This window comes from Virgibacillus oceani, from assembly GCF_041521345.1.
Lineage (GTDB): Bacteria > Bacillota > Bacilli > Bacillales > Amphibacillaceae > Virgibacillus_N > Virgibacillus_N oceani_A.
This window is the reverse complement of the sequence record NZ_JBGOHB010000005.1, coordinates 142413-156405: the sequence shown is the minus strand read 5'-3', so window position 1 is coordinate 156405 and position 13993 is coordinate 142413. Positions and strand designations below refer to the sequence as shown.

Here is a 13993-nt window from a genome sequence, read left to right as displayed (position 1 = left end):
ACAATGTAATAATTAGCACTTATAATTTGAATGAATAAAAATTTAATTCATTCACTTACTAAGGAGGTGCAAACTTGAACCAGCTTGATAAACGTAAACTGCTTTTTGGTACTGCACGTGAACTGTTTTTGGAACAGGGATTTAAAAAGACAAATGTTGCTGCAATTACCAAGCGTGCCAAGGTTGCTGTAGGTACTTTTTACAAATATTTTGAATCCAAGGAACAAATTTTTTACGAGGTTTATCAGGCTGAAAATGAGGAGGCAAAACGCCAAATTGTTTCACAAATTGATCCTGACCAGCCGCCTAAGGAAATGATGAAAAAATTTCTGAAAGCGATCATTGAGATAAGTGAAGATAATGCCATTTTAGCTGAATGGTACCAGAATACGGAATTTAGCCAGTTGATCAGGGAGTATATTCAGGAGTCTGATTTTTGGCAGCACAGTTATGTTTACAGTTTTCTGATCGAAAATATTAAACGTTGGAGAAAGTCCGGTCAGTTCCGGCAGGATATCGATCTGGACACCATGCTTGCGCTCTTCAATGCATTAGTAGTCGTTGATAACCACAAGGAAGAAGTCGGAAGTCAGCATTATCCGCAGGTGTTGGAGCTACTGGCTGAAATGATTGTTGATGGATTAACTGCAAAGAAATAAGCGCCACCGATTGTTGTGGCGTATATTTTTGAAATAAAATGAATGAATGAAAAATATATTCATTCAAGAAAGGGATGAAACATATGCAAAATCAACCAGAAAAAATAACAAAACAAAAAGGAGGACGTACAATGGGATTGCAAATTTTAGGGTGGTCATTGTTAGTTATCGGGATCATCATTACACTTTGGGGTTTCTTTGAGTTTCCAATGAATCAGTGGCTAGGGCTTGATTTTCTGAGTTTTGCAGTGAGCGGCATTGTTTTGATCGCAGGTGGCCTGGCTATTCTCAAATCGCCTGCCGTACTGATTATCGCTGCTATTCTTATTGCTGCTTTATTGCTGGTACTTTATACATGGCAGGCTCCAATGGATTTTGGCGTATCCCTCATAACCTATATTATTATCACAGCACTTGCTATTTGGTTAATCAGTCTTGTCCTTAAATAAATTGAAATAGATTTATAAAAGAGGTGATCATTTTGAGTGATAAAACATCCGCAGGCTTAGCTATTGAAGCTAAAAGTCTTGTAAAAGCATATGAAAAACACCGAGTCGTGAATGGGGTGGATTTAAGCATTCCCCAAGGAATCATATATGGTTTCCTGGGACCAAATGGAGCAGGAAAAACAACAACGATACGAATGCTTTCTACATTAACTTCAATGGACAGCGGTACAGTAAAAATTTTCGGCAAGGATCTTGCAGCAGAACCGAAAGAAGTCAGAAAACAGATCAGTCTGGCTGGCCAGTATGCTTCTTTGGACGAAGATCTGACGGGGATGGAAAACCTTGTGCTGATTGCAAGATTATTGGGTTATCCTCGAAAACAGGCAAAAATCCGTGCAAGCGAAATATTAAGTGCCTTTGGACTGGAAGAAGCAGCCAAGCGTCAGGTGAAAAACTATTCGGGAGGTATGAGGCGGCGAATAGATATTGCAGGAAGTATGGTCAACACGCCGAAAATACTTTTTCTTGATGAACCAACTACAGGACTGGATCCTAAAAGCCGCAGCCAGGTTTGGGACATCATACGGGCGTTAAAAGAAGCAGGTACGACAGTATTGCTGACAACACAGTACCTGGAGGAGGCTGACTATTTGGCAGACCGCATTGCTATTATTAAAAAGGGAAGGATTATTGCAGAAGGAACGATTGGTGAATTGAAAGCATCCATGGGAATGGGTGCCTTACGGGTTCGTTTCCCGGATGAAAAGGAATTTGCTAAAGCAAAAAGGGTATTATCAGCCCGGTATGAAGCTTCTTTGACCAGTGCTGATCCGTTTGTACTTTTAGCACCTGTGAATGATTCCATAATGGCAATGGAAGAGATGCGTAAATTGGAAGCGAAAAATATCCGTATCCATGATTTTTCCTTTGGCCAGCCTAGCCTGGATGAAGTTTTCCTGCAGCTAACCAGTCAATCCTTTCACAACCACGGAAAGGAGAAAGCAATATAATGGATCAAAGTTCAAATAAACCCGACCATAAAGCATCATCCGTCCTACTGACACCGGAGGAACAACCAACAGGAAATGCCTTATCTTCTTCACTGACATTTGCATGGAGAGCGCTCCTGCGAATTAAACATGTTCCTGACCAGCTTTTTGATTTCACGGTTTTTCCTGTTATTATTTTGCTGATGTTCACCTATTTATTTGGGGGTGCCATTGCAGGATCGACAGCTGAGTACCTGCAGTTTATCCTGCCAGGCATACTCGCTATGACGATAACCATGCTAACCATGTATACTGGTGTAGACCTGAAACGAGACATTGAAAAAGGCGTATTTGACCGTTTTCAAACGTTGCCAATATGGCTGCCATCCCGACTTGTGGGCACTTTACTTATTGATATGGCGCGCTATACAATCGCAGCAATGATTATGCTTGTGTTAGGATTTGTTCTTGGCTTTAGGCCGGATGGCGGTATAATGGGGATAGTAATAGCAATCACACTGCTGCTCATTTTTTCTTTTTGTTTGTCGTGGCTATGGATTATGCTTGCATTAATTCTCAAAACGGAAAAGTCACTGATCATGGTTAGCACCATTTTAATTGTACCATTTACATTTGTCAGCAATGTATTTGTTGAGCCGGAAACTTTGCCTGTCTGGCTGCAAGGTTTTGTTGATGTGAACCCTGTCTCTATTCTTGTGAATACTGTGCGTGATGCTATGCATGGGGCTGCTACGCTGACGCAGGTAGGATCGCTATTACTTGTTTGTACAATTACAGCAGGTATATTTGCACCGATAACCATGTATTTATATCGGAATAAAAATAACTGATAAGTCTGCTCCGCCCTCTTGCAATCCATTTACAGAATTTATGAGAGAACTGGAAGAGGGCGGGGCCGACCAGCAAAAATTGCTACTGGTGTATTGGCTATACGGAATTTATTTACGCTAATTATCCATGATAAAGTTCATGCACGCTGTTAATCATTCAGCAAATGATGCAGCATCCGTTCCCTATTCTCAAAAAACTGTTTCATTACCTTATAGTGACTTGTTTCTTCCAAGCTGGTTTCCTGCATCCCTTCTTCGGTTAATTCAATGATAGATGCCTCCGGATACGCCATTAAAATCGGGGCGTGCGTAGAAATGATAAATTGCGCTCCCTGATTTACTAATTCATGAATTCTGCTCAGCATCGACATTTGTCTCAGTGGGGAAAGTGCTGACTCCGGCTCATCCAATATGTAAATTCCATTACCACGGAACCGGTGGAGAAATGCCGCAAAAAATGCTTCCCCGTGCGATTGTTCATGCAGGGAAGTCCCGCCAAAGGAATCAATAATTTTCCCGCCTCCACCTCCTTGATCAAGCTCTTCAATATTTGTGGCTACATTATAAAAAGACTCTGCACGGAAAAAGAAATTATCCTTTGGTCTTCGTGTTCCCTTGGCAATGCGCAAATAACGATCCAAGTCCGAATGGGAATCATAGCTGGAAAAATTAAAGTTGCGTGTCCCACCTTCCGGATTAAATCCGAGACCCACGGCAATTCCTTCGAGTAATGTTGACTTTCCCATCCCATTTTCCCCAATGATATAGGTAACATTCGGATGGAATTGGAGGTGCCGGAAATTGCGCACTACCGGTAAATGGAACGGAAATGCATCAAACGAAGGCACTTCCTCTCTTTTTAAATCCGCACTTTTAATGAATTGTGTCGCCTTAGTTAATTTCATATGTATACACCTTTTATCGTTCGATTGTTTAAGATGATTTTATCACAAGCAGTTAAACAATTCATATTAATTCTATTTACCTATGAAACAGGTTTTGATTATGCATAAAATGGCTATGCCTATATAGTATAATTAAAAATAAAAATGGAGTGAATCATTTGGATAATAGAAAGAGATTAGAGTTCCAGATAGAAGAGCAGCGAAACAAAATGTATCAAGCTTCCGGAAAACAAAACAATTATGAGCAGGTCATGAACATTTCTCAACATTTGGATCAACTACTGAACAAGCTGGAAAAACTTAAAAAACATGAAGGGGTGAAATAGGCATGTGCTCTCTATAGCCATGTGCTTTTTTCTTTATTAGAAAATCTTGAAGTTTTTTTTCGATTATGCATAAATCTGTTCGCAGCGGGTATAGTCCACTGAAAGAGTTTACAGAGGGAGGTCTAATATGGATAAAAAAATCATCGGCGGTGTTTTTTCTGATGTAGCTACTACCGAAAAAGTGATTCACGAACTGATGGACCAGGGCTACAGCTCGAAGGGGATTTCTGTTTTCGCCCATGACAAAAACAAGGCAGAAGTGCTCGAAGATGAAACGAATACTGGTGTAACAACCAATGACGAAGGACGAGGAAAAAATGCTGGAAAAGGTGCCGGTATCGGAGCAGCCTCCGGCGGTGTACTCGGCACACTTGGCGGACTGGTTGTCGGTCTTGGCCTGCTGACGATTCCCGGCATTGGCCAAGTCGCAGCAGCAGGACCGCTGGCAGCAGCACTGACTGGTGCAGCAGTAGCAGCGGGTGGCGGTGGCATCATTGGCGCCCTCGTAGGACTCGGCATGCCGGAAGAACAAGCGAAGCAGTACGAGCGTTTTCTTAAGAATGGAAAAGTGATTGTCTTGGTTGAAGCAGACGCTGAGAACGAGCACAAAGTGTATGAAACTTTCATGACCTATGATACGGAAAATAAATCGATGTATCCCGATCGTGTGACTGTTGGAAGCAGGAGTGCAAATAATTGGTAAGTCGTTTTTTTGAACTAGGGAAAATGCTGGGTGAAGTAAACCGTTCCCTGAGTGTACAGAAACCTGATATTAAATAACAAATAGCACATTATTTTCGTTGCATTTTCATCACAAAAATCAAGGGAAAATCCAACGCACGAAGACGCTTGGATAGGATTTACCTCTGTCCAAGCGTTAATTCATTCTGTTAATTTCACTGTTCTATTCACACCTAAAGTTAATAGTAACAACGATAAAAAGACAAATATCACCCAGTAATTATTATTATCAACTGCCATAATAACCCCGATGACAGCTGATAACGTTGATGTTAACTGAAAAGTCAGCCACTGTATATCTTTTAATACCGGCCAGTTTATCACTACAACCTCCACAGCTTTGCCAGATATTCGTTCCATTTATATGACGATTTGGTGAGGAACAAATGCGCATTACAGCGTGTTCATAATCTAATAAAGGCATCAATCATCATGCAGGTTCTTCCTCGTCCTCCTGACCATTTGTAGCAAATAATGAGACAAAAAATAATGCCATTCCAAGACAAAGAAATGATAATGAAAGATATTGTTCCTCGAATACAAATGCTTCATTGAACTTTTCAATAAACAAGAATGTACCAAGAATGGAAAATATAACACCCAATCCAAAGTTCGCTTTTCCAAATGGAGTAAGTTTTATCATATATTACATTCCCTTTCTGCTCTGAGCAGTCTATCATATAACCCGTTAAGTACCAGTACCGGATGCAATATTTTTACACTTGAATTCAGGCACTAAACCTAACTATAAAAAACCACATTTATCGCTGCCACTGCAACTAACATCACGCCATATAACAACCAGGCTGTCACCTTGTTTCCGTTTGGCGCTTCTTTCATTTTTAAAACCTGGAACAGCTGATACGTAGAAAACACAAATACTAATGCTGACACAAATATCATTTCACTCATCACATAACACCTCATACATTCAATAAAACCCAATGAAATTTAGCACCGATACCAAGATCAGTGACAACAAACACCCAATGAAAAGAAGTACGACAACCGTTTTCTTTTCCTTCGTTTCAAACCAAACCACGGTGGCTATAATGATAGTAAAAGTCACCCCGAAGAATAAAGCAGCATAAGGATTCGTTGGTGCAAGAAAATCATAAGACTGCAGCCAATCCATTCGCATACCTCCCTATTTTACGTCACCCTTCATCCACTCCCGCAATTTTGCTTTTGGAAAATAAATGTTATCATTTATCTTCATATGGGGGATATCAGGATAGGCCTTCAGCAAGGAAGCCGCATCCTCCTTGGAAATACCTAGAAAATGGTGGATATTCTTTTCTTTGATCAAATTCCAACTGTCAATTGGTTCGGATACTTTTGTTGCATTAGGATTCTGAAAGTTTTTTAACCCTTCACCAATAAAATATCCAGCTGCAGCGAGCCCTCCAGCAATCCCCGCAGCGAGAAACACTGAAGCAAGCCAAATAAGTTCCATTCCCATCCTTATTCACCCATTCATGTCCACTATTTCATAACTCGATTTTTTCCATTGATTGTGGAGGGCAGCGTAACTGCGATAACCGAAGCCCCCGCGGAAAGCGTCCTTCTTAACCGCAACTAATCTATGCTTATACCGCTGCTCTATTTTGTGTCGTTTTTCATCCACTCACGCAATTTTGCTTTTGGATAATAAATATTATCATTTATCTTCATATAGGGGATATCAGGATAGGCCTTTAACAAGGACGCCGCATCCTCTTTGGAAATGCCTAGAAAGTGATGGATATTTTTTTCCTTGATCAAGTCCAAACCATCATCTGATTCCAATACATCCAATGCATTCGGGTTCTTAAAGTTTTTTAACCCATCCCCAATAAAATATCCGATGGCAGCAAGTCCCACCGCAAGCCAGAAAAAGTCCAAGTCCATTTTTACACCCTCTCCTATTCGTCTATTCCACCAACTCCATCTGCTCCGCTAATTGCTGCAGGTCTTCCACCTCGATACTTGGATCAATGACAATCATGGAATACGTCAAACCGTCTTCCTGCCAATTCAGCAGGCGTAAACCATCTGTATCCGTAAACGTTCCATCCACGCCGCGTACCGTAACCTCTTCTTCATCTGGCATTGTAAAATCATCATCTATATCCTCCGGTGATTCAGATACAGCCAATGTCGCAAATGGCACATCTTCTTTCGTATATTCTATATTGACCTCTGTCTGTTCGACGATATCGAATTTTTCAATGTTGCTGATTTCCATTCCTTCTTCTTCAGGGAAATAGTAAAAAGGTTTTCCTACCCCATCTGCTGCATCTTCCAGTGTGATCTCTTCCGTGTTGTTAAAGTCATTTAAATTTGTTATTTCGGCGTCGTCAGGTATATCAAGTGTAAATTTATCCCCGGAGATTTCCGCATCCTGCTCGAACTTCGTATATACTACTTCCGTCATTTGGTCTCCTGTCCAGGAAATCATTTTCAGAACCATCCAGTTCTCCCTGTCGATCCATAATTCCAGTTCGCCGAACAAACTGTTTTCATCATTCGGTTCGGCAACAAGATGGTATGTATCACGCCCGGCGACCTCGCCATCCCCCTCACTGGAAATTTCATGGCTGTCACGGATGATGTCCAAGATGGTATTTGCCTGCTCCTTGGGGGATGGCTGATTAAATTCCAACAGCTCTTCATCATCAATGACAATCGCCTGGTTCTCGTCTATTTGGTACGTAATGACGCTGCTCCCGTCATTTACAACGATCGATCTGTCATCTCCTGCTGCATTTTCCGCCTCTATCCGGATTTTTCCATCCTCACTTCGCCACTCCTTCATGAATACTGTCTCTTCATCATTGTCTTCTGTGCTGATTATTGACGTTGATTCTGCATAATAAGCCGGCAGCTCCTCTTCCGCCATGGCATGATTAATCATTTGTTCCGGTGAATAATTACTTGATTCCTCCGAGCATCCAGCGACCATAATCATTACCCCGACAAGCAATAATGCTGTTTTAATTTTATTCATTTGATATCCCTTCCTCTTTCATTGCCGGCAGACTGCAAACAACACAAGTGCCGACATTTTCTCTTGAAAATATCTGTACATTTCCTCCGTGTTTTTCGATAATCTGTTTTGTAATACTCAGTCCCAAACCTGTTCTGCTCTTGTCATTTTTGCTTCTTGCTTCATCCGCCTGGTAGAGCGGATCAAACACATACGTCAATTTATCGGGAGAAATTCCTTCCCCCTCATTTTGCACAACAAAATATACGGCAGCTTCCTGTATAACATCTTTTTCCGGTACAAAATCAAACAGAGTTTCAGTGAGCTTTTTACTATCCGACACTGCCGCAATCCAGATCTTTCCCGTCTCCGGTGTATGCGCCATTGCGTTGGAGACTAGATTATCTGCAACGCGCATCATTTGCTTCGGATTTACTTTATACATCCCTTCCACTTCTGCACAGGCATGAAGTGCTATGCCTTTTTGTTTACTTAAGGGTTCGTAATCCGCCACGAGCATGTCAAAAAATTCATTTCCATCTACCGGAACCAGCTCCATGTCATGCTCCCGCGACTGCAGCAAGGTATAGGTTAATAAATCATCCAGCATGTGCTGCATAAAGTCCGCTTTTTCCGCAATCACATTCTGATAGTCTTTCTGCTCCTTCGGGGTTAAGTCGTTTTCAGCTTTCAAGGACTCAGCATATGTTTTGATAGAAGTGAGCGGTGTTTTCAAATCATGCGACACACTGGCAATCAAGTACTCCTTTGCCTGCTGCTCCTGTTCAACAGCCTCCCGGGCGGTAATAATCTGGCGGCTCATGTCATAAAATTGCTCTGTTACTTTGCCTACCTCATCATTTTTTACCGGTTTTTCTTCCACAGGCTGACCCATGGCAAAAGCGGTCATGTTATTCATTAATCCCGTTAAAGGTGTGTTCAATTTTTTATTTACCATGCGAATGACGGTAATATAAATGAGGGTGAAAACAAGCAAAAATACTGCTCCGACAAGATAACCTCGGTTCTCCACGCCTGCTACCCATTCATCCCGACCCATTTGCACATGAAAAAATCCAGCCAAATCATTATTCTCAAAAACCGGCTGTTTGTACGTATATGCCCGGTAACCCTGTTCCAAGGTGTACAGGTCTTCGTACAAATGCTCTCTGCCCAGGCTATGATGGGTTGACGCAAAGGAAGGATTGGACGTGTAGATGATGACACCATCCCTATTGTAAAGCGCAATCGACAGGTTTTTCCCTGCCAGTGCTTCAACCTCTTCTATATCTCCACCCGGTGTGTATAATCCCGGCTGATCCAATGTTTGTTTCACTTCTTCCAGCACCGATGTTACCTCAATATGCTCTGCTACTTTCTGTTCATCATTGTAGGAGTTGATCCATCCAAGCAAAAGGTAAGCTGCGATGAGCGGTAGAATCATGACAATAAAATAAGATAATAATAACCAAGCTTTTATTTTCATGCAAACTCTCCTATGAAGCGGTAGCCCTGGCCCCACACTGTTTGGATAAACTTCGGCGTTTTCACCGGGTCCGTGAGCTTTTCTCTTAATGATTTTATGTGAACGGTGACCGTATGCGCTCCGTCGGCTTCCACTTGATTCCAGACATGCTCAAATAATTCTTTTTTGGAAAAAATACGCTCCGGATGTTTCGCCAGAACTTCCAGCAGCTTAAATTCAAGCGAGGTTAGGGGGAGCGCTTCATCCTCCATCATCACTTGGTGCTGATCCCAGTCGATGGATAACCCGTACATGTAGGTCGATACATTCTTTTCTTCCGGCACACCCTGATACCGCCGCCATCTGCGCAAGTGAGATTCCACTCTTGCTGTCAACTCCGCCAGACTGAATGGTTTCGCCACATAATCATCCGCCCCGAGATGCAGCCCCTCAATTTTATCTTCATCCTCTTTGCGCGCGCTGATAATAATCATAGGGACATCACTTTTTAAGCGGATATTTTTACATAATGTAAAGCCGTCCATTTCCGGAAGCATGAGATCGACCAGCACCAGGTCATACGTCATTTCCTGAAAATCTTCCCAGCCCTCAAGCCCAGTCGTCGCCCAGGTGATATGGTAGTTTTCACGTACAAACATATCCCGGACAATGCGGCCGATTTCCGGATCGTCTTCCACCAGTAAAATGCTTGCTTGCATGAATGATTCCTCCTGTATATGTAATATAGCATGGCAAAATTGGCTTACCGTATATTTTATTATTTCTTTATAATTGATTATACCTCTATGGGGATTACAGGAACAGGTCACATTGATTTAAGTAATCCCCTCTCACTTCATACAGGGAGAGGAAATGATATTTACCATTTAAATAAAACAAAACCCAAAACTCATATTCGACAGAATTGGCAGCTAATCGATTATAATAAGCTTATAATGAATATACTGAAGTAAAGGACAGTGAAATATATATTTATTTCAAACAAACTTTCTTACAAAACTATTATGTTTTTACTGATGGAGAACAATAGAATTATTGCAAATAATTATCCTAATTATTTATCTGCTGCAAAAGGTTGTCAGTACCTAGGGAAGATTAAGGAGGTATTCACAAAATGAGTTACTTGAAGGATATCGAACCATATGGTCAAGATGTTTCTGTTTTTGAAGTAAGTCCATTTGAAACAATAAATATCCTTCATTTACGAAGTCGTTTAAACAAGCAATCTACCATCTGATGGTAAAAGAGCGAATTCTATTAATGAAGTATGACCTCGAGCTGGTGGAAAATGTTGACCTTATGGTTGAACATATAAAAACAGTTTACGATTTCTCTACATCCACTGAGCCCCAAGAAGAATTGGTGGCATCTCGATAAGGTAGCATCAGGTGAAATGGAAGTGGAAATTGGACCAAGTACAAAAAATAAAGCATTATAATATAACGTCGTTTTGGGAGGCCTTCATTCCATATAAAATCCATACCCTTAATGATTGAAAAGGGTATGGATTTTTGAATGGAGATAACCGCTTCATTATGGTCGTTTCTCCCACGGCTCAATTTGCCCAATGGTATGAATTCTCTCCGGTTGCTCAATTGCTTCAATAACACCATCGGAAATTTCCTGATGCGTTAACCATCTTGAATGAGCACCCTCCATCATAAAACCCAATTGAACATGGTTGCATCTACTTTCTTTTTTAGCTCATCACTATTTTTATAATCCACCAAAATGGGGGTCACCCGGCTCTGAAAGCTTGTCTTTTCCATCAGTCTATTCATGCGGTCGGCATTCCTGGCAATGATTGACACATGATACCCATTTTCCAGCAACCAAAGTGATGAACCTGATAACATGCCTGTACCGCCGACTACCGCTGCGTGTTTCATATTACTTCTCCATCCTGATAATAATAATCTCTTTTCGATCGATCAAATACAACTATGTTGATCATCATGCCTAGTATCAGAAAACCAAAAGAACTTATAATATAAATCGGCCGAATCTCAAATAACTCAGCAAATAATCCTATGGTTGTTGTTAACAGAATGATGAACAATGCCTCCAGCATATTTAGTAAGCTGGAAAATCTGCCCATAATATCTACGGATACATTGTTTTGGTAAAAGGTTAAAAAGCCAGTGTTTGCAAACGACAAAGCGAAAGTTAACGTAAAGAAACCTATCGACGCCCAAATAAAGTTCTGTGAAAAGGCAAAGATGATATATCCAACCGGTGTAAAAATCGCACCCATTCCAATTAAAATATTAAGTGTAAAGTGTTTCACGAATAAAGCGTTGATGAGTGAACCTGCTATAATGCCAATCCCTGCAATACTTACAAGGAAACCATAAGCGCTTTCGGATAAAAAAAGAACCTCGGTGGCAAATGCAGCTTCCAGAGAATCCAAGGCGGTCATAAATACAGTCATTCCGCTGAACAGGAAATAAACCAGGCTGATATGAATATTAAATTTGCTGAAATGAAGCACTTTTTTCCAGTCATTAATGATTAACTTCATGCTGAGGTTTTCAGAAAACACATTTTCTCTTCCCCATTCCAAATTAGGAAGGAAAAGAATAATAACCGCGGATATAAATAACGCGATCGCATTTAATTGAATGGCAAAATAAGGCGACCCGAATATAAAAAGGAATCCTGCAACAGAAGGACCCAAAATAAAACCACATGAATTTATAAAATTCCGCAGTGCATTAAATCTTTGTCTATCCTTTTTGGGAATTAGTTTTGTCATATAAACCATGGATGTTGGTTCGAAAATGGAGCTTGCTATATTGATCAGAAAAACATTTACATATATCAATAAAAGTGAATCCATAAATGGCAATACAAATATAAAAATGGCTCTAATGACATCTAAGGAAATCATCAAATTTCTTTTGTTTAACCGATCTATAAAGCTGCCTGACCAAAAATTAGTAAATAAAGTTGCGACTGGTATCAATATATATAGTATGGATATCGCCAACGGAGAACCGGTCATTTCCAGTACAATTAAATTTAACGCAATTAAATAAACCCAGGCACCTAAGTTGGATACGCCAATACCCATTAAAAGTAAAATCGGATATTTCCAAGTAGCATCACGCATTTCTTTTTCACTCCCCAATTCAAGATTATTTTAATAAAAAAACTCACCTCCAAGGTTATCCTTGGAGACGAGACTTCTTGAATTTGGAAGTTCGCGGTGCCACCCCAGTTTGCTTCTGTGTCGCCACAGAAACCTTTTTAAGTACGACATAATATCGATTATGCTTATACTCTATCTCGATAACGGGAGAAACCGGCACATCATCAGTTACTAAAAAGTAAAATCCTATATGCAGCTCCGAGGCTTGATTCCATGTACGACGGCATTCTCCATTTCCAGCAGCTGGAGTTCTCTGTTATGCTTTCATACATGTACTCTTCTCTTCTTCGCTTTTCGATATTATCGATATTTTAATACAATAATCCAATATAGTAAACAGTGAATTTTTCATAGCTTCAGGAAAATGGAGCACTACAAATGCTTGCTTCCAGTTTATAGGTCTTCGTTGGTGGTACTTTATTCAATTGGCAGGACAGTGCACTTTCCCGCCTTCTGCCTTTACTTCTTCCCATAACTCAGCAAAAATTTCTTCCAATGTTTGTGATGGATTCGTTTTTTCTGCCTATATTGTTTGTGCAAGCTTCTTTCCCATATACGGGTGAACCTCATTTGCCAGTTCTTTGGATAAATGTTCTGGTACCTGAAGTAAATAATCAATGAAGTAATATAGTACTATTAGCGAGCGATTGCATAGCTCAACAACTAAATTTTCTTCAAAGACTCCACTAACCATCCGAAAATTATGTTAGTATTGTGTCATAAAGAAGGCAAATTTAGAATTGGATTCACTTAACGTGCATGACAGCAGGAGGTCAAGCTATGGACAGTCAACGAGTTGATAAGCTTAAAACAATACTTAATGAACTTGGAAAAACTGTTGATGAGGAAATTGCTAAAAAACTTGAATTGGAAAAGTGTGATCGAATCATTCAGAAACTGAGTTCCTTTTCACCCGATTGTGAAGCATGCGATCAACACTTTATTGATTTGGAGAACCATATCATGCAGCTAAGGGATAAGTCAGATCAACTGACAGAAGAGGATATTAAGCAGCATAAACAAATAATAGATGACATTAGTGCCCATCTGCAGAAAGAACACAAACTGGTGACAAAGGGGTATTACCTAAGTATATATATATCCATGGGGGCAGGAATAGGTGTCGTATTGGGACTGCTAGTATTTGATAATATTGGATTGGGTTTGCCAATCGGATTTGGAATTGGTGTCGCCATCGGAGCAGGGTTAGATGCAGATGCGGAGAAAAAGGGAATGGTCTTGTAGCTGTAAAACGGAGCATTTTTTTACCTCCTTGTGAAAAGTGGTAAATAAGGATAATCTGTACGTTTGATTATATAGGAGACCAGCTTCTTTATTTTTCTTACTATACATATATACTCTATTCAAAAGAAACCTCCATAACAAAAAGTCCTCCCCGCACAAACGCATGGAGAGGACTTTCAGCTGTTAAGTAAAACGGAGAACTACAGATGCCTGCTGCCAATCC

Annotated in this window: 20 protein-coding genes; 8 read left to right on the top strand and 12 right to left on the bottom strand. The window is 40.5% G+C overall.

Annotation, left to right across the window (positions count from 1 at the left end; genetic code table 11):
• Positions 1 to 74: 74 nt before the first annotated feature.
• The 4 genes from ACDX78_RS05900 to ACDX78_RS05885 all read left to right on the top strand — a co-directional run bounded on the left by ACDX78_RS05900 (position 75) and on the right by ACDX78_RS05885 (position 2948).
• Positions 75 to 659 carry a TetR/AcrR family transcriptional regulator gene (locus ACDX78_RS05900; RefSeq protein ID WP_486026126.1) on the top strand — a complete coding sequence of 195 codons (585 nt, stop codon included), beginning with the start codon at positions 75 to 77 and terminating at the stop codon, positions 657 to 659.
• A 131-nt stretch (positions 660 to 790) separates the two neighbouring features.
• Entirely contained in the window at positions 791 to 1108 is a 318-nt protein-coding gene (locus ACDX78_RS05895) for a hypothetical protein (RefSeq protein ID WP_486026125.1), read from the top strand.
• 23 nt (positions 1109 to 1131) lie between these two features.
• Positions 1132 to 2118, top strand: coding sequence for an ATP-binding cassette domain-containing protein (locus tag ACDX78_RS05890; RefSeq protein ID WP_486026123.1), 987 nt, complete (start codon positions 1132 to 1134; stop codon positions 2116 to 2118).
• Entirely contained in the window at positions 2118 to 2948 is an 831-nt protein-coding gene (locus ACDX78_RS05885) for an ABC transporter permease (protein WP_486026121.1), read from the top strand. Before ACDX78_RS05890 ends, ACDX78_RS05885 begins: the two co-directional genes overlap by 1 nt.
• A gap of 149 nt (positions 2949 to 3097) precedes the next feature.
• Here ACDX78_RS05885 and ACDX78_RS05880 read toward each other — a convergent pair whose 3' ends face one another.
• On the bottom strand, positions 3098 to 3853 hold the full coding sequence (locus tag ACDX78_RS05880) for an AAA family ATPase (RefSeq protein ID WP_486026120.1): 756 nt from the start codon (positions 3851 to 3853) through the stop codon (positions 3098 to 3100).
• A 158-nt stretch (positions 3854 to 4011) separates the two neighbouring features.
• On the opposite strand from ACDX78_RS05880, the gene ACDX78_RS05875 reads away from it, so the two are divergent.
• Both ACDX78_RS05875 and ACDX78_RS05870 read left to right on the top strand, forming a co-directional pair.
• Positions 4012 to 4179, top strand: a complete 168-nt coding sequence (locus ACDX78_RS05875) for an aspartyl-phosphate phosphatase Spo0E family protein (protein ID WP_486026119.1) — start codon at positions 4012 to 4014, stop codon at positions 4177 to 4179.
• A gap of 127 nt (positions 4180 to 4306) precedes the next feature.
• Positions 4307 to 4882 carry a general stress protein gene (locus ACDX78_RS05870; RefSeq protein WP_486026117.1) on the top strand — a complete coding sequence of 192 codons (576 nt, stop codon included), beginning with the start codon at positions 4307 to 4309 and terminating at the stop codon, positions 4880 to 4882.
• A gap of 179 nt (positions 4883 to 5061) precedes the next feature.
• On the opposite strand, the gene ACDX78_RS05865 is transcribed toward ACDX78_RS05870, so the two are convergent.
• The 9 genes from ACDX78_RS05865 to ACDX78_RS05825 all read right to left on the bottom strand — a co-directional run bounded on the left by ACDX78_RS05865 (position 5062) and on the right by ACDX78_RS05825 (position 10072).
• Complete coding sequence (locus ACDX78_RS05865; protein ID WP_486026116.1) at positions 5062 to 5244, bottom strand: hypothetical protein; 183 nt, start codon at positions 5242 to 5244, stop codon at positions 5062 to 5064.
• A gap of 106 nt (positions 5245 to 5350) precedes the next feature.
• Positions 5351 to 5563 (bottom strand): hypothetical protein, encoded by a 213-nt coding sequence (locus tag ACDX78_RS05860; RefSeq protein WP_486026115.1) that lies wholly within the window; start codon positions 5561 to 5563, stop codon positions 5351 to 5353.
• A 98-nt stretch (positions 5564 to 5661) separates the two neighbouring features.
• Positions 5662 to 5832, bottom strand: a complete 171-nt coding sequence (locus tag ACDX78_RS05855; RefSeq protein ID WP_486026113.1) for a hypothetical protein — start codon at positions 5830 to 5832, stop codon at positions 5662 to 5664.
• 19 nt (positions 5833 to 5851) lie between these two features.
• The gene (locus ACDX78_RS05850; RefSeq protein WP_486026112.1) at positions 5852 to 6055 is read right to left on the bottom strand and encodes a hypothetical protein; all 204 of its coding nucleotides are present in this window, start codon (positions 6053 to 6055) and stop codon (positions 5852 to 5854) included.
• A gap of 12 nt (positions 6056 to 6067) precedes the next feature.
• Positions 6068 to 6382, bottom strand: coding sequence for a DNA-binding protein (locus tag ACDX78_RS05845; RefSeq protein WP_486026110.1), 315 nt, complete (start codon positions 6380 to 6382; stop codon positions 6068 to 6070).
• Positions 6383 to 6522: 140 nt separating this feature from the next.
• Positions 6523 to 6810 carry a DNA-binding protein gene (locus ACDX78_RS05840; protein WP_486026109.1) on the bottom strand — a complete coding sequence of 96 codons (288 nt, stop codon included), beginning with the start codon at positions 6808 to 6810 and terminating at the stop codon, positions 6523 to 6525.
• A 22-nt stretch (positions 6811 to 6832) separates the two neighbouring features.
• On the bottom strand, positions 6833 to 7909 hold the full coding sequence (locus ACDX78_RS05835; protein WP_486026107.1) for a LolA family protein: 1077 nt from the start codon (positions 7907 to 7909) through the stop codon (positions 6833 to 6835).
• A complete protein-coding gene (locus ACDX78_RS05830) occupies positions 7902 to 9374 on the bottom strand; it encodes a sensor histidine kinase (RefSeq protein ID WP_486026105.1) in 1473 nt (490 codons plus the stop codon). Before ACDX78_RS05830 ends, ACDX78_RS05835 begins: the two co-directional genes overlap by 8 nt.
• Entirely contained in the window at positions 9371 to 10072 is a 702-nt protein-coding gene (locus ACDX78_RS05825; RefSeq protein ID WP_486026103.1) for a response regulator transcription factor, read from the bottom strand. Before ACDX78_RS05825 ends, ACDX78_RS05830 begins: the two co-directional genes overlap by 4 nt.
• A 416-nt stretch (positions 10073 to 10488) precedes the next feature.
• On the opposite strand from ACDX78_RS05825, the gene ACDX78_RS05820 reads away from it, so the two are divergent.
• Positions 10489 to 10611, top strand: a complete 123-nt coding sequence (locus ACDX78_RS05820; protein WP_486026102.1) for a hypothetical protein — start codon at positions 10489 to 10491, stop codon at positions 10609 to 10611.
• A gap of 421 nt (positions 10612 to 11032) precedes the next feature.
• Here the strand turns inward: ACDX78_RS05820 and ACDX78_RS05815 are convergent, their stop codons facing one another.
• Both ACDX78_RS05815 and ACDX78_RS05810 read right to left on the bottom strand, forming a co-directional pair.
• On the bottom strand, positions 11033 to 11263 hold the full coding sequence (locus ACDX78_RS05815; RefSeq protein ID WP_486026100.1) for a Rossmann-fold NAD(P)-binding domain-containing protein: 231 nt from the start codon (positions 11261 to 11263) through the stop codon (positions 11033 to 11035).
• Complete coding sequence (locus ACDX78_RS05810; RefSeq protein ID WP_486026098.1) at positions 11260 to 12486, bottom strand: MFS transporter; 1227 nt, start codon at positions 12484 to 12486, stop codon at positions 11260 to 11262. The genes ACDX78_RS05815 and ACDX78_RS05810 overlap by 4 nt, the downstream gene beginning before the upstream one ends.
• Positions 12487 to 13305: 819 nt before the next feature.
• Between ACDX78_RS05810 and ACDX78_RS05805 the strand changes: the two genes are divergently transcribed.
• Positions 13306 to 13770 (top strand): glycine zipper domain-containing protein, encoded by a 465-nt coding sequence (locus ACDX78_RS05805; protein WP_486026096.1) that lies wholly within the window; start codon positions 13306 to 13308, stop codon positions 13768 to 13770.
• The last annotated feature ends 223 nt before the right edge of the window (positions 13771 to 13993 follow it).